The 18,598-nt window shown below is 35.7% G+C and carries 19 protein-coding genes and 1 pseudogene; 9 read left to right on the top strand and 11 right to left on the bottom strand.

All coding sequences use genetic code 11. The features are described 5' to 3' along the window. Positions 1–1,096: 1,096 nt before the first annotated feature. The 4 genes from plsY to SAGCYANO_RS42905 all read right to left on the bottom strand — a co-directional run bounded on the left by plsY (position 1,097) and on the right by SAGCYANO_RS42905 (position 5,856). Positions 1,097–1,771 (bottom strand): glycerol-3-phosphate 1-O-acyltransferase PlsY, encoded by a 675-nt coding sequence (gene plsY / locus SAGCYANO_RS42920; RefSeq protein WP_202225587.1) that lies wholly within the window; start codon positions 1,769–1,771, stop codon positions 1,097–1,099. A 368-nt stretch (positions 1,772–2,139) separates the two neighbouring features. Then, positions 2,140–3,159 carry a DUF3086 domain-containing protein gene (locus tag SAGCYANO_RS42915; RefSeq protein WP_375340107.1) on the bottom strand — a complete coding sequence of 340 codons (1,020 nt, stop codon included), beginning with the start codon at positions 3,157–3,159 and terminating at the stop codon, positions 2,140–2,142. Between the two features lie 991 nt (positions 3,160–4,150). Beyond that, the gene (locus tag SAGCYANO_RS42910) at positions 4,151–4,555 is read right to left on the bottom strand and encodes a DUF3119 family protein (RefSeq protein ID WP_202225585.1); all 405 of its coding nucleotides are present in this window, start codon (positions 4,553–4,555) and stop codon (positions 4,151–4,153) included. 503 nt (positions 4,556–5,058) lie between these two features. Beyond that, the gene (locus SAGCYANO_RS42905; protein ID WP_202225584.1) at positions 5,059–5,856 is read right to left on the bottom strand and encodes an MlaE family lipid ABC transporter permease subunit; all 798 of its coding nucleotides are present in this window, start codon (positions 5,854–5,856) and stop codon (positions 5,059–5,061) included. Positions 5,857–6,035: 179 nt separating this feature from the next. Here SAGCYANO_RS42905 and SAGCYANO_RS42900 point away from each other — a divergent pair, with 179 nt between their 5' ends. Both SAGCYANO_RS42900 and SAGCYANO_RS42895 read left to right on the top strand, forming a co-directional pair. Further along, complete coding sequence (locus tag SAGCYANO_RS42900) at positions 6,036–6,341, top strand: hypothetical protein (RefSeq protein WP_307786324.1); 306 nt, start codon at positions 6,036–6,038, stop codon at positions 6,339–6,341. 408 nt (positions 6,342–6,749) lie between these two features. Then, positions 6,750–6,887: a hypothetical protein gene (locus tag SAGCYANO_RS42895; protein ID WP_202225583.1), complete on the top strand. Its 138-nt coding sequence runs from the start codon at positions 6,750–6,752 to the stop codon at positions 6,885–6,887. A gap of 117 nt (positions 6,888–7,004) precedes the next feature. On the opposite strand, the gene SAGCYANO_RS42890 is transcribed toward SAGCYANO_RS42895, so the two are convergent. Continuing rightward, entirely contained in the window at positions 7,005–7,622 is a 618-nt protein-coding gene (locus SAGCYANO_RS42890; protein ID WP_202225582.1) for a hypothetical protein, read from the bottom strand. A 24-nt stretch (positions 7,623–7,646) separates the two neighbouring features. Beyond that, complete coding sequence (locus SAGCYANO_RS48880; protein WP_305081064.1) at positions 7,647–8,171, bottom strand: calcium-binding protein; 525 nt, start codon at positions 8,169–8,171, stop codon at positions 7,647–7,649. Positions 8,172–8,808: 637 nt separating this feature from the next. On the opposite strand from SAGCYANO_RS48880, the pseudogene SAGCYANO_RS42880 reads away from it, so the two are divergent. Then, positions 8,809–9,250: pseudogene (locus SAGCYANO_RS42880) on the top strand (Hsp20/alpha crystallin family protein). 164 nt (positions 9,251–9,414) lie between these two features. After that, entirely contained in the window at positions 9,415–9,573 is a 159-nt protein-coding gene (locus tag SAGCYANO_RS42875) for a hypothetical protein (protein WP_202225580.1), read from the top strand. A 155-nt stretch (positions 9,574–9,728) separates the two neighbouring features. On the opposite strand, the gene SAGCYANO_RS42870 is transcribed toward SAGCYANO_RS42875, so the two are convergent. Then, the gene (locus tag SAGCYANO_RS42870; RefSeq protein ID WP_202225579.1) at positions 9,729–9,947 is read right to left on the bottom strand and encodes a hypothetical protein; all 219 of its coding nucleotides are present in this window, start codon (positions 9,945–9,947) and stop codon (positions 9,729–9,731) included. Between the two features lie 478 nt (positions 9,948–10,425). Here SAGCYANO_RS42870 and SAGCYANO_RS42865 point away from each other — a divergent pair, with 478 nt between their 5' ends. After that, positions 10,426–11,328 carry a DNA cytosine methyltransferase gene (locus SAGCYANO_RS42865; RefSeq protein WP_237397255.1) on the top strand — a complete coding sequence of 301 codons (903 nt, stop codon included), beginning with the start codon at positions 10,426–10,428 and terminating at the stop codon, positions 11,326–11,328. A gap of 239 nt (positions 11,329–11,567) precedes the next feature. Here SAGCYANO_RS42865 and SAGCYANO_RS42860 read toward each other — a convergent pair whose 3' ends face one another. The 4 genes from SAGCYANO_RS42860 to SAGCYANO_RS42845 form a co-directional block, all read right to left on the bottom strand. After that, positions 11,568–11,822: a hypothetical protein gene (locus SAGCYANO_RS42860; RefSeq protein WP_202225578.1), complete on the bottom strand. Its 255-nt coding sequence runs from the start codon at positions 11,820–11,822 to the stop codon at positions 11,568–11,570. Beyond that, on the bottom strand, positions 11,822–12,424 hold the full coding sequence (locus SAGCYANO_RS42855) for a hypothetical protein (protein ID WP_202225577.1): 603 nt from the start codon (positions 12,422–12,424) through the stop codon (positions 11,822–11,824). The genes SAGCYANO_RS42860 and SAGCYANO_RS42855 overlap by 1 nt, the downstream gene beginning before the upstream one ends. Before the next feature lie 261 nt (positions 12,425–12,685). Further along, positions 12,686–13,246: a biopolymer transporter ExbD gene (locus tag SAGCYANO_RS42850; protein ID WP_202225576.1), complete on the bottom strand. Its 561-nt coding sequence runs from the start codon at positions 13,244–13,246 to the stop codon at positions 12,686–12,688. A gap of 311 nt (positions 13,247–13,557) precedes the next feature. Further along, a complete protein-coding gene (locus SAGCYANO_RS42845; RefSeq protein WP_375340106.1) occupies positions 13,558–14,316 on the bottom strand; it encodes a MotA/TolQ/ExbB proton channel family protein in 759 nt (252 codons plus the stop codon). A 176-nt stretch (positions 14,317–14,492) separates the two neighbouring features. Between SAGCYANO_RS42845 and SAGCYANO_RS42840 the strand changes: the two genes are divergently transcribed. From SAGCYANO_RS42840 to SAGCYANO_RS42825, 4 genes are all read left to right on the top strand, one after another. Continuing rightward, positions 14,493–14,756, top strand: a complete 264-nt coding sequence (locus SAGCYANO_RS42840) for a hypothetical protein (protein WP_202225574.1) — start codon at positions 14,493–14,495, stop codon at positions 14,754–14,756. 680 nt (positions 14,757–15,436) lie between these two features. Continuing rightward, the gene (locus SAGCYANO_RS42835; protein WP_202225573.1) at positions 15,437–16,600 is read left to right on the top strand and encodes a CBS domain-containing protein; all 1,164 of its coding nucleotides are present in this window, start codon (positions 15,437–15,439) and stop codon (positions 16,598–16,600) included. Beyond that, complete coding sequence (locus tag SAGCYANO_RS42830; protein ID WP_307786325.1) at positions 16,555–17,196, top strand: PAS domain-containing protein; 642 nt, start codon at positions 16,555–16,557, stop codon at positions 17,194–17,196. Before SAGCYANO_RS42835 ends, SAGCYANO_RS42830 begins: the two co-directional genes overlap by 46 nt. Before the next feature lie 125 nt (positions 17,197–17,321). Beyond that, positions 17,322–18,598: GAF domain-containing protein (locus SAGCYANO_RS42825; RefSeq protein ID WP_202225571.1), on the top strand; the 1,277-nt coding region annotated here is incomplete at its 3' end.

The following is an 18,598-nucleotide window of genomic DNA, read 5'->3' as shown; positions in this document are numbered from 1 at the left end:
GGTTTCCTCAGAATGTAAGACAGACTCAAGACAGTCAAAAATATTGATTTGTAGTTGTTTTAGGATTTTTTAACTGGTCAGTTATTTCCGCTATTCTGTACTAGAATTTCAACAATTAATTCAGAAGTAAAGAAGGAAGAGGGAAGAACACGCTACGCGGAAGTTAAAGTCAAAAGTTAAAAAGTGAGTGTGTAATTTGAGGTTTCAGAATGTAAGACAGACTCAAGACAGTCAAAAATATTGATTTGTAGTTGTTTTAGGATTTTTTAACTGGTCAGTTATTTCCGCTATTCTGTACTAGAATTTCAACAATTAATCAGAAGGAAGAAGGAAGAGGGAAGAAGGAAGAAGGTTTTAATCAAGTCCGGTTAATTCAGAAGGAAGAAGGAAGAGGGAAGAAGGAAGAAGGTTTTAATCAAGTCCGGTTAATTCAGAAGGAAGAAGGAAGAGGGAAGAAGGAAGAAGGTTTTAATCAAGTCCGGTTAATTCGGTATACAAAAATATTCCATCTTCAACTATTGCCAAATCTTTCTAAATTCTCTTTCCTCCTAATATCAAATCCGGCATTGCTGAGGGGTGGGATGAATATAAGTGGAGTGTGTATTCTGCCTGCGTTGACATACTCTCCGGCCTAAAGGCGCGGAGATTCTCCTGAAACCAGGATTCTTGGTTTGCTGACGCAAGGCTACGCCAACAACGAGTCCACTTAAATTAAACACCTTGCGGCATCTAACTCAGAGGTGGTTCTCTCCCCAAGCGTTTGCTCTATTCCAAGAGCCTGTTGACCTATGCCCTACGGTACAGTTCAAACCTTAAAAAAACTTTGGTTCTCTGATACTTGTTGCTTAGGGCTTTTCCATGTACAAGCATTACTGTACAAAACTCCATAACTCTAGTTTTCAAGGTGCAAACGCTACAAGTTAGGTAGCTATAGGTTTTTAGAGCGGTTGAATACCTTTCCGCTTTTTTAAGTATAACATAAAGTCCCCCTAAAAGGGGGAGGCTTTAAACCCAATTTTTCGGTAAAAATATAAGGAACGGGCAAAATGCCCATTCCACTTCCACAAAAATATTAAAATCATCCCGCAATCTTCAACTAAGATTCTGTTGATAACTTTTGCCCAATTCTTGGTTCCTTACCAGCTAAAAGTCGTTCAATATTGCTGCGGTGACGCCAAATTACATACATACCACCAGTAATAGCAAATATTTCATAAGGTATTGGCTGACCTGTGAAAAACATTAACCCAGAAACAGAAATAGCAGCAATAATAGAACTCAGAGAAACAATACGACTAATAGCTAAAAATACAACAAATACAGAAAGTGTTCCTAAACCGACAACCCAAGACATTGCTAACAAAATACCCAGACTAGAAGCAACTGATTTGCCTCCTTTAAAACCAATCCAAATAGACTTAGTATGGCCGAATATAGCAATTAGTCCTGCTAAGATTACCATCCATTCTTTTGCTATATAAACATCAGGTATTCCAGCAGCAATAGTTAAGTTTTGCACAAATAAAAGAGAGTAAATATAACGCACTAGAGCGATCGCTAATACCCCTTTTAAAATATCAATAATTAACACAGCCAAAGCAGGCCATTTGCCGATAGTTCTTAATACATTAGTCGCACCTGTAGAACCCGAACCTTGTTCGCGAATATCGATTCCGTAGAACCAGGAACCTATCCAATAACCACTAGGAGTAGCACCCAATAAATAGGCAATAATTAATATTACTCCGTTTAAAATTAACCAGCTAATCATTAAATTATTCCTTTTAAAAAGCATCAATAGGAGGAACAAATTTAGCATAGCTTGAATTGCTCCTATATCCACAATCCCTCTGAATTAGCTTTTTGCTGGCTCCAATTCAGAAATATTTGTACTTCTTGGAGATATAGCAGAAGGAAGAAGGAATAAGGAAGAGGGAAGAAGGAAGGAGGTTTTAGTTATCTAGGAGAGAAAAAGAAAGAAGGAAAAATTTTGCATTGTCTGAGTTTTAAGCTTTTGATATGTCCAGACCCTTTCCTTTGACTGCTATATTGTTATCAATCTAGCTATTAATTTTTGATTTTTTGATTTAAGGAGAGGTAATTCTAAATTCTAAATTCTAAATTCTAAATTCTTCAATTTCAAAATCTATCCATTGAGTTTTGAGTTCCAGGTTCAGGAGCAAAGGCTAACCATAGAGGAAACTGTAACATTGATAGACTAATTCTATCTTCCGTATCATCAATTATAATGATCGGTAATTTTCCCTGTTTCACTAATCTGTCTGCTTTTTGGGCCAGTGCCTCTGGATCTTCAAACAGAGCTATACCTCTATCTGGACTAAAATCACGGCGGTCAATGCCTAGACAATCTTGTAAACCCCGGCGCCATTCTCCTAAACGTTCTGGGGAGTTAGCAAGTATCAGAGTGCGTACTCGCATATCATACAAATCTCTTAATACAGAAACAATTGCCGAAGCAACCAAAATATTTTGTAAGCGACTACCCATAGTTCGCAAGGCACCACGACCACCCTGAGTGAAAAACCAGTTAGAAACTCTTTCTGCATGAATAGGTTCAAATGTACGTCGTAATTTCCAGGGTGGGCCATAATAATCTGGCATCTTCCGATATTCATCAAGAATTTGACGAATTTGTCTAGCTTGCTCCTCAAATCCCATTTCGGCAAATTGAGGATTTTCAGCATTTCTGACAGACCGGGGGGAATCTTCCATAACAGAAGGCGTTGGAGGTTCCTGTATCTGTGGGGTTAATTCTAACTGTTCGGCAGCAAGAGCTAAATCTTGTAAACTTCCTACTAAATAATCTTTAAATCCCTGAATTCTAATTGCCAAATCCTGAGAAGCACCTGCAAAAGTAGTTCGCATCTCTTTCTGAATACGTTCTTTGCGACGTTCTAGTTTTTCGACTTCTACTTGCAATATTTGTCTACGGGACTCTAACTGATTCAAAGCTTCAGGTAGCAAACGCCCTATAGCCTCAGTTTGGGCCATTACTTCTTGCTGTAATTTGGCCTTGGTTTGTTGTAGAGTAGCTATTTCTTCCTTCAAATTTTCTTCTTGCTGTTGAAGGTCATTAACTGGTGGGGTTAATTCTATTTCAATTTCTTCAACTGGGGGAGTTGTAGGTTCTTCTTTGATATTAGGAGTATCTGTAGAATTTTCTTCAACTAATGGGAGAGTTGTAGGTTCTTCTTTGATATTAGAAATATCTGTAGAATTTTCTTCAACTAATGGGAGAGTTGTAGGTTCTTCTTTGATATTAGGAATATCTGTAGAATTTTCTTCAACTAATGGAACATACTCTGCGTCTATTTCTGCAACTGGGGGAGTTGTAGATTCTTCCTTGATATTAGGAGTATCTGTAGAATTTTCTTCTACAAATGGAACATACTCTGCATCTATTGGTTGAGTCGTGGTGGACTTGTAAGGTTTGGCACTTTGTTTATATGTAGGAATAACTTGAGCCTCAACCTCTTCATCTTCATCTAAATCCCAAGGTGAAGGAACTATTTCATTTATGTTATTTGAAGTTGTTGTTGATTGGTCTTTTTGTTCTTCTGATTGTGTTTCGTCTGGGTACATAATGGAAAAAAATTATCAAGACTTTATGCTATTTTCATTCAGGATTTTAAACTGAATAGTTTTCATTTTCTACTTCAATATTTTGTAGATATTGACTCAAAGGGAACGATTCATTATTCATTGTTGAATATGCCAATTTGATAAATATTTATTTGCTAAATTTTCGCATTGCGGGGTAGTAGAGGAGTGGGTAGGGAAGTTTCATACAACGTCTGAGAGAGATAAGTAAAAATCAGAATAATTAACAATAACTAGCTAATAATTATCAAAAAGTTATTCAGTCTGTGTTAATTACTCAATTATTAAGTAGGGGATTTGCAACTTAATAAAGTACCAATTATTAGTGCATAAAAAAGCTCGTGGCCTTCATTGCGAGGCGGTGGTATTAGACTTAACCTCAATGGGGAATAATTAAGTTAGCCGTAGGCGAAGCTTTCTCGCAGAGTAGCAATCTCTACTCTATAGATTAGCTGGTAGTCTATTTTTGGGCTAGTCCCTAGCACTTAAATATAGCATTTTTTTTCACGCTTGGTATAAGAGAAATTTACTAAGCTTCTATTGAATCCTGATTTGAGGGTAAGTGTTTTTCTAGGCAAATTTTCAGTGTTTTAGGGTCAAAAATAATTGGTAGAAAGTGAATGCTTTTAACTTCCCTAAAATAGAACAAAATTGGCACAGGAAACCAGAATATTTCCCAGTTTAGCCAATCTTGATAAGGAAAGTTTCGTATTAGTTTTTCTGAACGATATACTTCTAGAGATATATCAGTAAATTTGAGACGGATAGTTGCTGTTTGAAATAATAGAAATAGACCAAATAGAGCGATCGCTAGACTTACCCACGGTTGCCAAAAGGCCAAAGGCAATCCACTAATTATTAGTACTAGAGGAATTTTATAACTAGGGGCAAGTTCGGTAGTTTGTTTTGTTTCGGATGTAGAAATAGTAGTCATTTCAGTTATCAGTTATTAGTTATCAGTTATCATTACCTCTAGTTAAAGTCAGAGGGTTGAAATATTGAACTTTATTTTTTTTCATCCCCTTGAAAGGAGAGGCTATTTACCTTATTTTTTTGTCATAGTTTTATTTTATTTGTTCAATACAATTATTTATTCTAAAAGGTACTAATCTCAAATTCGTTAGCTACGGTTCCCGATAAATCGGAGTAATATAATTCCTTCGATTGTCATACAATGGGTAAGGGCAAATGACCATTTTTCCCTACAACATACACTCTTATCTTTTACCAAAAAATTTAGGTATAAAGCCTCTCCATTCATGGAGAAAAAAGCGATCGAGGGATGGATGGGTTATCTAACCATATCAAATCGACCAAGAGAAGAAAAAAAATCCTTTGCTCCAATCCTCTGAACTTATAAGAAGAGGTAATTCTAAATTCTAAATTCTAAATTCTAAATTCTAAATTCTAAATTCTTGAATCCCCTACTCCCTAATATTAAAAACTTTGCTTCATCGCTCCGCCAATGCCTTGAAACATTGCCCAAGAGAGAAAGAAATTAAAGATAAAAATAGATATTAAGGCTGTCACAACTGCTGTGGTTGTAGATTGGCCTACTCCTTTAGCCCCACCAGTAGTAGTTAAACCCCAACTTGTACCAATTACAGCAACTAAAACACCAAATACCATTGATTTAATTAATCCACTGCACAAATCCCAAAGTGTTAGAAAAGTATGGACAGAACTAATATATATACTCTGGGGAATATCGTACATATTAATTGCCACCATAAGTCCACCCAATATGGCAGCTATCAAACATAACAAAGTTAAGATTGGCATCATTACAGCACAAGCAATAACTCTGGGAATTACTAAATAATCTATCGGATCGGTTTTCAGCATATATAGAGCATCAATTTGTTCTGTCACTTTCATCGTGCCAATTTCCGCTGCAAATGCCGAACCTACTCGCCCCGCGACAACAACTGCTGTCAATACAGGGCCTAATTCCCTCGTTAAAGTTATAGCCAACATACCCCCAACCATATTAGCTGTACCGAAGGAAACAAGTTCCCTGGCAACCTGAATGGTAAATACCATACCTACAAAACTAGCTGTCAGTAAGACAATAAGTAAGGATTCTGGACCGACTATCGCCATTTGCTCAACGGTGTTACGACGATGAATTTTGCCCTTGAGGACATGGAAAAAGACTTGGCCTGCTAAATATGCTGCAGCCAACATCCGTTGTCCCCACACCCCGAAATTTAACTTAAAAGAAATCTTACTCAATAGAAATTAATAAATTAGAGCGCTAAACAAAATGAATGAGAGAAATTTACCAATCTTCAACAAGATTTTTTAACCAAGGTTGAAGTTTTTTGACAGATTGATTGATTTTGAGCGATCGCTCCCTATCTTAGAAGGTAAGCCATATAGGCTGAGTTGCTACTGAGGTAGCATTGGTAACTATGCTTATTTTTACATATATGAATATTTTGCTTAATCTTCTACGTTCTTTGTTACTTACGAGTATTTTTAGCTTTGTAACTCCTATTTTGTTAATTGGGGCTAGCTGGACAAGTTTTGCCTTAATTAGTCATTTTCCCAGTTTACGGACAATTGGTCAATCTGGTGTTACCCAAATTTGGCATTTCTTGGCCATGTTTGGTAATGGCCATCCTTGGCAAGGGTGTTTGGTAATTGCTATTACTTGTAGTTTAGTGGGAGCGATGTTTGATACCTATGTGTTCTGTCAAAATTCCCGGTTTAATTAAATAATTAGGGTTTGCTGAAAAAGTCTTTTTGTTGAGGTAGAAGACAGGAGACAGGAGACAGGAGACAGGAGAAATGGGGAATTTAGAGGAGGCAGTAGCAAGAATTATCCCTTGATTTTTTTGCCCCCTCAGTCCAAAATGCTAACTTTTTGAGCTACCGGAAGACGAAAACCTTGTACTTTTTCAAGACCCAGAAAGGCTAAAAGCTTTATCTGTCAATGCTTTAAAATTTATTCAGCAAGCTCTAAATTAGGGAGTAGGGAATAGGAGGAAAGAATTGATGATTTGAGATTTGCTTTTGAGATTAATCAGTTCGCGTCACAATCAAAATTTTGTAGGGAGGTTCCATGGAACTTCCCTACTAGACTGACACAACTTAAATGGTGCATTAGATGGGGAGATGGGGAGATGGGGGGATGGGGGGATGGGGGGATGGGGAGATGGGGAGATTGGGAGATAAAGACACCTAGAAACAAAAATCTATTGCACCATTTTAGCTGTGTCGGTCCACTACTATGCTTTACTCAAATGAAAATTGCTGTATGATTAACAAAAAATAAAATAAATAGAGATGTTCGCTTGAATGTCTCTACTGTACTAAATTAATTTGAAATTGTTTGCCGAGATTTTTGTTATCTCAGAAGACGAATATCGGGAAAATAATTAGAAAATAAAGTCATCGGGAATTTCAGAACGGAGATCGGGAAAATTATTACTAAGGGTTGGGTTAGCGTTAACTAATTCAAGGTTATCCTCGGTAATTCTAGGAGCACCTTGTAAGACAAGAAATGCACCACTATTGGGATTCTCACTAAAACTAAAACCTGGGGAGCTTCTGTTGTCGTTATAGTAAAGGATACCATTTCTTCTATTATAGACCAATAGGGAGTTACTTTCCTCAGCAGCGCGTATACTATTGACACTTTCAAAGTCAGTACCTAGATCAAAAATCTGAAATAGGTCTCTATCCAAAAGTATTTTGTCTTCATTCCTGTTAAAGTCGGTAATTATATCAACTCCAAGATCATAGCCAAATAAAGAAGAGCGAAAGTCCTCAAAGCTGAAAGAAAAGCCAAGATCAAGGTTATTACGGTACAGAAAACTATCTTCGCCCCTACCACCAGTCAAAATATCGTTACCTGCTGAACCTTCAATTGTGTCATCTCCACCAGCACCTTTGATTACATTTGCTGCAAAGTTACCCTGAATAATATTACTCCTTCCATTACCAAATCCTTCTATAGTGTAGGTATCTGTGGAAGAGTTTTGCTCCAGTAGCAAGTTTTCTACATTATTTGGTAGTGTCTAGGAATCTACATAAGCTACAACTAAATCGTCCCCTTGACCACTCCTTTCTATTACCCTGTCATTTCTACGGTCAACATAGTAGGTGTCGTCACCCTGTTCTCCCCTCATGGTATCCCTACCAAGACCACCATCTAGTAAATCATTGCTTCTTCCTCCTCTGATATTATCATTACCTGCACCACCATAGAGTTCGTCGATACCATTACCGCCATTAAGAGTATCATTACCATCACCTGCTTCTAGGAAGTCGTTTCCAGCATCACCAGAGAGGTTGTCTTTCCCTGCACCACTAAAAATACCGTCACTACCATTACCACCTGAGATGCGGTTATTGCCAAAAAGACTCCAAAGGAAATCATCGCCATTACCACCGTCAATTTTATCGTTTCCTCTTCCCCCATCTACGGTATCATTACCATCTCCGGCTGTAATATTGTCATTTCTTCTGTTATTTTGAAACCTATTATTATTATTTAGATACGGAAACCGATCGCTAACATTGGTTAAACGAAATCTGGCCATTTGTTGCACTCTTGGACAGTCTATATAGTTTATTGGAAAAAAAGATAGCAGAGAAAATATATTCTGATGCTCCTCTTTAGCTTTTTTTAACATAGAACTTACGCAGAGACTCTAGATATAGAGATAAAGAATACTATTTCCCCCTACAGATGGTGGTTTAAAAGTTAATTTGCGTAAGTCCTGTTACAAACAGTTTCTCAAATGTACGGCAATTGCGATCGCGTTGGATGGATAAACCGAATTCAACATTTTTTTGACGTTGATTACAATCAAGATAAGTTGAATAAAAATCAATTTATTTCAACTAAGATTAAAGTAAAGTTTCGGTGGAGAAAATTGGGAAACTTTGGATACTTACCTCTCAAAAAAACTCTAGTACGGTAATTGCGATCGAACAGTAGGAAGGAACCGAATTCAATTATTTTTCTACTTAGATTACATTAAAAACAAGTTGAATGAAAATAACTTCAACTGGGTTTTGAAGGTGAGTTTTGGTGATTAAAAAACTGAGGTACGGAAAATGCGAGCGCATCTCTGTTATTAACCGAACTTAAGGGCGAATGCCATTCGCCCCTACAATTAGAAACAAGAACCAATTCAATTAATACATAAAACATTTATTTAGGAGGCAACAACTATGGCTATTGTACGTTTTTCCCCATGGCGTGAAATTGATTCTTTGCAAAAAGAAATGAATCGTGTCTTTGACAATTTTGCTCCTTATTTAAACGGTGAAGAAAAAGGCATAGCATTTAAACCAGCAGCGGAAATGGAAGAAAACCATGAAGCAATTGAGTTAAAATTGGAACTTCCTGGTTTAGAGGCTAAAGATGTAGATGTACAAGTAACTGCGGAAGCTGTAGCAATTAAAGGAGAGCGTCGTCAGGAAGTTAAAACTGAAGAAAAAAAGTATGACTCGTTCTGAATTTCGTTATGGTGCTTTTCAACGAATAATTTCTCTACCAGCGCGGGTGAAAAATGACCAAGTAAAGGCTGAATATAAAGATGGTATTTTGCATCTACATTTGCCTAAAGCGGAAGCTGAAAAGAATAAGGTTGTGAAGGTAAATATTGGTTAATATTATCTCCATAGAGGTGCGAAATATCAGGAAAACTGAGGTACGGAAAATGCGATTGTATCTCTGTTATTAACCGAACTTAAGGGCGAATGCCATTCGCCCCTACAATTAGAAAAACAATCAATTAATTAATACATAAAACATTTATTTAGGAGGCAGCAACTATGGCTATTGTACGTTTTTCTCCATGTCGTGAAATTGATTCATTACAGAAAGAAATGAATCGTGTCTTTGACAATTTTGCTCCTTATTTAATGGGACTTACACAATTTTTAAGCCCAAATGTAGAACGCCGATTTAAATACCTAACAATTACCGAATAATTAAGGTTTAAAGCCTCTCCTTTAAAGGAGAAAAAAGCGGTCGAGGAATGGCGAAGTCTCCTCGCCATATCCAATCGACCAAGAGAAGAAAAAATTTTCCTTAAGCTTCAATCCTCTTCTTTTCGAGGTAATTGTTAATTATTAATTATTAATTATTAATTATTGAAAATAGGGTCATCTGCACAAGAACCAGCCGTTCTTTCAAAGAAACCTCTACTCCATCCTAATTCTTCAGGAGTTTTAATTGTTTTACTTGCTAATTCTTTCGTTAAAATAACTTGAATCTCCTCTGTTAAAGTCCTACCGTTATTTAAAGCTTGATTCTGTAATTTTTCCAGGATTTCTGGCTCTAAATTATCAATAATAATAGTCATAACATTACCTCCTTATTAATTCTAATTTAATCATTTAATCACAGCTCCCAATAAATCGCTCATTTCTCCCTGAAATTTATTCAAATTATGATCATAAAGTATCAAAGTTTTCGGATCGCCATGATGAGAAAAATCCTGAGCTTTCCTAATATTATATCATGTCCGCTTGAATACTTATTCTTTGGTGGAAGGAAGGCAGAAGGTTTTCTTGCTGTTGTGATTTAATTCTATACACAAACGATGCTACCGGACATGATATTATCGAAAAATTGTGGGTATGCGCCTCCCTTTTTAAGGGGATAAAAAAAGAACATATTCCTTATTTCAACCCTCCTTATTGCAGAGGTACTGTTAGCGTAGCTCCTCCGGAGGAGGCTAACTGATAACTGATAACTGAAATGACCATCATATAAAATATTGAAAGCTGATAACTGATAACTGATAACTGATAACTGAAATGACTGCTATTTTTAAATAGATGCACAAAATTAACGTAATTGACCTTTTCTCTGGATGTGGTGGTATGTCGTTAGGCTTTCAAAATGCAGGCTTTAATATAGTTGCTGCTTTTGATAACTGGGAACCGGCAATTAAGGTATACCGACAAAATTTTAATCACCCAATTTATGAATATGATTTGAGCAAAACTGATTTTAATTATCAAACTTTTATTCAAGTTAAACCAGACTTAATTATTGGCGGTCCTCCTTGTCAAGATTTTTCCAGTGCAGGTAAACGGAATGAAGATTTAGGTAGAGGCAATTTAACTATTTCTTTTGCTCAAATAGTGGCTAATATTTTGCCTCAAATTGTTGTTATGGAAAATGTTAGTCAATTTATTAATTATAGAAAATATCGAATTACTAAAGACATTTTTCAAGCTGCTGGATATGGCATTAGTGAAAAAATTATTGATGCAAGTTTATGTGGGGTACCTCAAAAGAGAAAGAGATTTTTTTTGATTGGAGTTTATGGAGGTAAAGACAAAGAAATTGAACCATATTTAGAAACTTCTTTGGCAACAAAACCGATGACAGTTAAAGATTATTTTGGAGATAAATTAGAAATTCAACATTATTACCGTCATCCAAGAAGTTATAAAAGAAGAGCAATATTTAGTATTGATGAACCTAGTGCTACGGTCAGAGGAGTGAATCGACCAATTCCTCAAACTTATCAAAATCATCCTGGAGACTCAGCCAAATTATCTTCAGAAATTCGACCATTAACAACTATAGAAAGAAGTTATTTACAGACATTTCCTGAAGGTTTTATTTGGGAAGGTTGTAAAACAAATTTAGAACAAATGATTGGTAATGCTGTACCTGTGAAGTTAGCTGAATATGTGGCAAATAGTATTTTAGAATATCTGAAAAATTAGGAATGGGAAGTTACAGCAGAAGGAAGAAGGAAGAAGGAAGAAGGAAGAAGGAAGAAGGAAGAAGGAAGAAGGAAAAATCTTGCGTTTCCTGAGTTTTAAGCTTTTGATATATCCGCACTCTTTGCTTTGACTACTATATAATTAATTATCCAAACTTGAGATTAAGAATGACTCACAAATCACATCTGATTTACCATTTTTTTAATATTGATATTTCCCAATTTTAAAGTTTGTTTGATCTAAATATCGTAGGCATAATGATAATCTTCCCAAGCAGCTTTTGCGCCAGCTTCTACTATTAGACTTAAGTCACAATCATACTCTCCAGCACAACTAAAAGAACCAAATTCTAGTATGTAAAGTTCTCCTTCTGATTCACAAATATCTACGGTATAAAGCAATTCTGGATACCAATTAACTTGATTAAGTACTTCACTCAAATAGTTTTCTAAGTAGATGCTATTGACTCTTTCGTCGATTCTTTCCTCTCCCACTAGATAAAGTGAACCAGTAATAATCTTATTTTTGTAAACAAAAACCTCCATTCTTTTGTAATTAAACGTTTAGCAGCAACTAGCACTAAAGTTGTTTCATCTGTTCTTAATTCTTGCCCTAAAGTCATCATTGTATTTAAAATTTTTAGGTTAAATACTCCAGCACGAAATGACTTCATATTGCTATTGGGTCGGATAAAAATTTCACCGTTAGATTTAAAGTATTCTAGAATTTCTGTTTGTCTTCTAATTAACTCTGCTAAAGGCAGAATAAAGTATTTATTATTAAGTAAATAATCTCCAAAGTAAGCATAATAAGTTGAACAGCGAAGATTTTTTTCATTCATATATGCTCCTGGAGTCCAAGCACTTCTTAAGACATCTCGACCCAGGTTAAGAGTACCTTTGAAAATAACACATTCATCATTGGGAAAATATTTATTTGCTTCTTCTGATCGGAAATTAAGATATGTTGTTTCTTTGTAAATATATCCTTGCCTACTTAATTCTGCTAAAAATTGCTCTTCGCGATCGATAATATTTTTTTCAACTAACCAATTTACTTTTTTACCATTTTTCAGTATCATTTTTACATTTGCCACTACTGTATTTGAACTATCAAAATCTTAAAACTCAGACAACGCAAAATTTTTTCTTCTTTCTTCTTGTTTATACTATAGCTATTAGGTTGGGTTGAAAAATAAAATATAACCAGACCCAACCTACATGAGCTAAATATCAGTAGAGTTTTCTAATATAGTAGTCGCAATTACCATTAATACTTATACTAATTCGACTGAAGTAATATTAAAAAAAGTGTTTTTAGGCAACAGGAAACAGAGATTTGTATCAAATGAAAATACTCAATCTGTAGATGACTCAGGAGCAGTAGGTAACTGAAATTGATTGGGGTTGACTGTCCTCGCTGGAGTGGGTTGTTGTTTGGACTCAGACTCAGAGGGAGTAACTGACTCTTCAGTATTATCAGTATTGGTATTAGCACCAGGACCTGTTTGAGGTGCGCCTGGTAAAGTTGCGAGAGCTACGCGATCGCCTCCTACTTCTCGCAATAAATCTAGAACTTGCACAACATCATTATATCTTGCTTCTTTAGGAGCATATAATACAACGACTCCACGAGGATTAACTTGATGATATCTCCGCACAAACTTTTCGAGTTCAACTGCATTCACAGCTTGTTGTTCAATAAAAGTTTTTCCCACCTCATTCACACTTACAAGTAACATATCTTGTGATTGAGGTTTACCCGTACTAGCTTTTGGTAAGTCAACATTAATTGCCTGTTGACGAGTTAATTGTAAAGCGGCTAAAAGGAAGAAAGTTAGAATGCAGAATATTACGTCAATTAGAGGTATTAATTCAATTCTAACTTCTTCAGCAGCAGATTCTTGATTAAGTTTCATTGTTTTTTTGTTTGGAAAAAAGTCACTTCAGTTATCACCTTTAAAAATCAAAGCGTGAGGTACATCAACGATCCCCCTAAATCCCCCTTAAAAAGGGGGAATTCCGGTTTCCCCCTTAATCCCCCTCCCGTCCCCTTGGGAAGGGGAAGCCAGAGGATGCTGCGCTTTTTGTTAAACGGGGGTTAGGGGGGATATCCAGGAATGTACCTCACACTTACTGAGAAATGCTATGGTCAGTAGTAGGGGCGAGAATGTGGTCACTTCAGTTATGAGAATTGCTATATTAATTATTAATTATTAATTATTAATTATTAATTATTATCTGGCTCATCTACAGTTGTATCAATATCATTTTCTGTTGGAGAATCTGTTGGTTTTGTATTCCGTTCTAAAGAATCTGGAATACTCTGAGAATTCTGGGTCCATGTAGGGGGAAAATAAGTATTATTATCTGGTGAATTATATTTATTTAAATTATTTAAAGATGTCTGTTGCCAATATTGTCGGTAGAGTAATTCTAATTCATTACCAGATTTCCTAAACACCTTCATTTGATTAAATAATAAACTTTGAAATAATCGATAAAATACTAAACTAACAATAGCTACTACCAAACCAGCAGCAGTACTAATTAAAGCTTCACCAATACCAACTGTTACCCCCGCAGTTGAAGAAGTGCCCAAGTCCCCAAGGCGAATAGAACCAAGGGAGCCAATAAGACCCAAAACAGTACCTAGTAAGCCCAACATAGGGGCCAAAGCAATTACCCCTTCCAGCAATTTATCTCCCTTACGCATTGAGGCCAATTCATCATCGGCAGAAGCCTCTAGTGCCAATTTAAACACTTCTGGTTCGGGGTTTTGTAATCGCAGAGGAGCATAGAGAAAGCGACCAATAGGTTGTTTGAGAGTGCGTCTAGCCATTTCTGTCGCGATACTCCAGTCACGACGGGCGGCTTCTAATACTCGGCTAACAGTTTGTTTTTCCTTGATTAATAGATTTGTCCAGAACCATAGGCGGTCTATTATGGTACTAAGGGACAGAATTGATAAAACTAACAGAGGCCACATCGCAGGGCCTCCTTTCTGAATCAACTCTTCAAAGGTCACAGTATATTCGCTCCTACAGTTTCAACTAATTACAATTATTTGTCTATTTACTTTGTTTTCAAGTTCCTTAGAACTTTCAAGAATTTAGAATTTAGAATTTAGAATTTAGAATTACCTCTCCTTTATAAAGAAGAGGATTGACTAATCATGAAAATTTTTCTTCTCTTGGTCTCATGGATATGGCGCAGGTTTCCTCGCCATCCCACCCTACGGGAAGCTGCGAAGATAGAACTCCGTTCCGAGATACGCGTTTCGCGTCAGCTTTGCGTTGCGCCAGCTTTGCGTTGCGCCAGCTTTGCGAAGCAAAAGCAAAAGCAAAAGCAAACGACCGCTTTTATCCTCTTAAAAGAGGAGGCTTTCAACCACAATTTTTCGGTAATGCTTTAAGAATTATAGATTGACAAAATACAAATTAAATGATAAAATTAAATAAATATAAAAGTTTTAAACTTCTGCATATTTTATCAACATTAATCTTCAGCATAATTAATTTAAGCTATAAAGTCCAAGCTTACTTATAAGTACTATAGTTGATAATTTGTCCAAAAGAGAAGTTGATTACAGGGTGTACGGTAGATATTTTACAGAAATAAGTCAAAACTCACTGGTGCAAAAATTTAGATAAATTGATCATTTCTGTATTGTAATTTATTGGGTTTTGAGTTTTACAAAAATTATCCTAGAGAAACTAGGCTTTAAACCTCTATGATTAATCTCTGAAGTATTACTTTGGAAGTTTGCAAGTTGTTAATAGAGCTTCAAAGTCCCTGACTTTAACGAAGTCAGAAGTCAGAAGTCAGAAGTTAGAAGTTATTTTTGTAACGATTTGAGCTTCGCTCCAAAAATATTTCGCCTTAAAAGGCGGGGTTGCGCGACCCAATTATTTTGATAATAAATAACTAACTGCAAAATGTAGAAATTAGCATTAGTTAAAAATTATTTTGGAAATAAACGGAAATAGAGGTAGGTATGACAGAAAAGTTATATCAGTCAAACAAAAGTCAACCTTTAAACTTGGATTATTCGGTAGAACATTCTACATTGTTATATTTTTGCTCAAACATCATCAGAGTCATCTAATATGTTTATTCCCCCCACCACTCAGGCCATTAATTATCATCCCTTTACCGCCACACCAGAAACTCCTGTAGAAGATGTAATTACTTCTATGAGTCTTACAGGTGCAAGTTGTGTGTTAATTGTAGAATCATCCTCTCCTTCTAATGTTGTAAAAACATCTCCACAAAGCGATCGCACTACAGAATCTCAAAATGGAAGTAATGGCTCCAAATTTCAAGATACAAAGCTACAATCTTTAGGGCCAATCATCGGTATATTTACTGAGCGAGATTTAGTACAGTTAGTCTCTATCAGTGCTTCCCTCAGTGGCTTTCCGATTGCTCAAATTATGATTAGATCTATAATAACAGCTCAACTATCGGAAATTCCAGATATCTTTGCTCTTTTAGCAATATTAGAAAAACATCAAATCAGTCATTTACCAATCGTTGATGAGTCAGAAGAGCTTATTGGCCTAGTGAGTGCCCGTAGTTTAATTTTCGATCGGCCTCAGATAAATAACAAGAGTCTAAACTTAATAGCCAATAGGCAAGGGGAGGCATCTATTAATAAAAATGGTACTAAGGTAGCATCCCGAAAACAAGAGTTAGAAGCTAACAATAATGTAACAAAAAGAACCTGTGACTCATGCTTAACTTTACCAGCTAACTTAATCCAAATTAATCAATTAGAACAAATCCCTGAATCTCAAATTATAAAAGCTCCATCTTCTTTCTCAATTCGGCAAATTACCCAACTGATGTTTACCCATAATATTAGTCATATTCTGATTACTGAAACCAAAGAAAATCCATATCAAAATCAGAAATTGACTAAAATATTAGGGACAATTAGTAGTAGAGATATAGTACAACTACAAGCGTTAAAAATAGATTTTAATCAAACTAAAGCTGAGACAGTTTGTAATACTTTACCAGTGCTAGTACGTTCTCAGGCAAGTCTAGAAGTAGCTTTAGGTTTAATGAAAAAAAATTATTATCTGCTGCCTTTAATTGTACAAACTCCCACAGGCAAGACAACTAATATTATTACTACTACAAAAATAATTCAACAAATACTTTTACCTAAATCATTATATCAATCATTAATTCGCTTTCATAATTATATAGAAAAACATCTATTCAACTGCAAAAAATCGATGAAAAATTCAAACAATCTGCTATAGAACGGGAAAATTTAGAAAAAAATAACCTCAAAACAGAAGAAAGTAAAGTTATAGTAGCTGAAGGAAATCAAGATGGTATTTGGGATTGGAATATCAAAACAAATGAAATATTTTACTCATCTCAATGGAAGAAAATGTTGGGCTACAGAGATGATGAAATTTCCCAGAAAATTGATGAATGGTTAAATAGAATTCATCCAAAAGATATCGACAAGGTTAGTGCAGCCGTTCAAGAACATTTAACAAAAAAATTTCCATCCTACCGAATAGAATATCGCATTAAACGCAAAGATAATAGTTTTATATGGGTCCTAGATAGAGGAAAAGCATTATGGCAATCGGGAACACCAGTAAGAATGGTGGGAAGTTTTATAGATATTACTCAGTCTAAAGAAACAGAAATAAAACTAAAATATCAAGTACAGCAGGACACCGAAATAATTAATAATATTCAAGAGATAGTTTTGAAAACTGATGCTACAGGTAATTTAATATTCTTAAATGACACCTGGAAAAAATTTACAGGATTTACTTGTGAAAATAGCTTAGGTCGAAATTATTTAGAGTTCATTCACCCAAAAGATAGAAAAAATTAAATTCTTCAGCAGAGAATACCCAAGAAAATGAAAATATAGAGTTAGTTGGTAGTAATAAAAATTTAGTTGCAGGTTGCTATCAACTGCAGTGGTTAACCAAAAATGGTAATTATTGTTCAGTAGAAATGAAGAGTACATTGGTAAGCGATCGCAAAGGCAATATTACTGGTATGGTAAGTACCATCAGTGATATTTCTGGGAGGATAGCAACCCAAGAAAATTTGCAAGCTAATGAAAAGGCAATTAGAGAACTATATGAAGTCACTACTAACGCAGATAACTCTTTTGAAAGCAAAATAGTTGCATTATTAGAGATGGGATGTCGTCGGTTTGGCATGGATATAGGACTATTAGGAAAAGTTTTAGGAGAACGTTATGAGGTTATTGCAGCTCACTTACCAGAAGATTTTCTATTTGGAATAGCGAAAGGAGATGCTTTTGCACTCGAACAAACATTTGACAGGGAAGTATTGCGCTCTAATGAACCTCTAGCGATCGCATCTGCTAAAGATTCTCAGTGGCGACATCATCCAGCATATACCGTGCGTCGTGTAGAATCTTATCTTGGCACTAAAATTTTTGTTTCAGGAAGAATTTATGGCACTCTCAGTTTTACCAGTCGTTTAGCAAAAAATGAATGGACCTCAACAGATATAGAAGTTTTAAAGTTAATGGCGACTTATATCGGTGGCGAATTGTTGCGACAAGATGCTATAGAAGGTTTACAGAAAAAATATCAGCACATTTTATTGCTCAAACAAATTACTCAAGAAATTCGCTCTAGGTTAGATACTCAAGAAATTTTTCAGACTACTGCTACTCAAATTGGGCGAGTATTTGGAGTTAACCGTTGTTCAATTCATAATTATCTTTGCGAACCTTATCCTCACCTCCCTTGTGTTGCTGAATATTTGGAAACTGGTTACGAATCAACTTTAGATTTAGATATTGCAGTTACTTACAATTCTTATACAGAAAAGTTATTATCAAAAGACAAAGCGATCGCTTCTCCAGATATATTTTCAGACCCTTTATTAAAATCATCTGCACCGATGTATCGGAGGCTAAATGTTAGGTCAATGTTGGCAGTTCGTACTTCTTATCAAGGACAGCCAAATGGTATTATTAATTTGCATCAATGTGATTATATGCGTCAGTGGACTAAGGATGAAATAGATTTATTAGAAGATGTGGCATCTCAGGTAGGGTTAACCTTAGCTCAGGCGAAAATATTAGAGTCAGAAGTTACTCACAAACAACAGTTAGAAGCTCAAAATCAAGCTTTAGAACAAGCTAGAGAAGCCGCAGAAGTAGCAAACCGTGCCAAGAGTGAATTTCTAGCAATGATGAGTCATGAAATTCGTACTCCAATGAATGGTGTAATTGGGATGACAAGTTTGCT

This window comes from Okeania sp. KiyG1 (assembly GCF_014132355.1).
GTDB lineage: Bacteria > Cyanobacteriota > Cyanobacteriia > Cyanobacteriales > Microcoleaceae > Okeania.
Note: the sequence above shows the minus strand (reverse complement) of the source record. Positions and strands in the feature narration are given on the sequence as shown.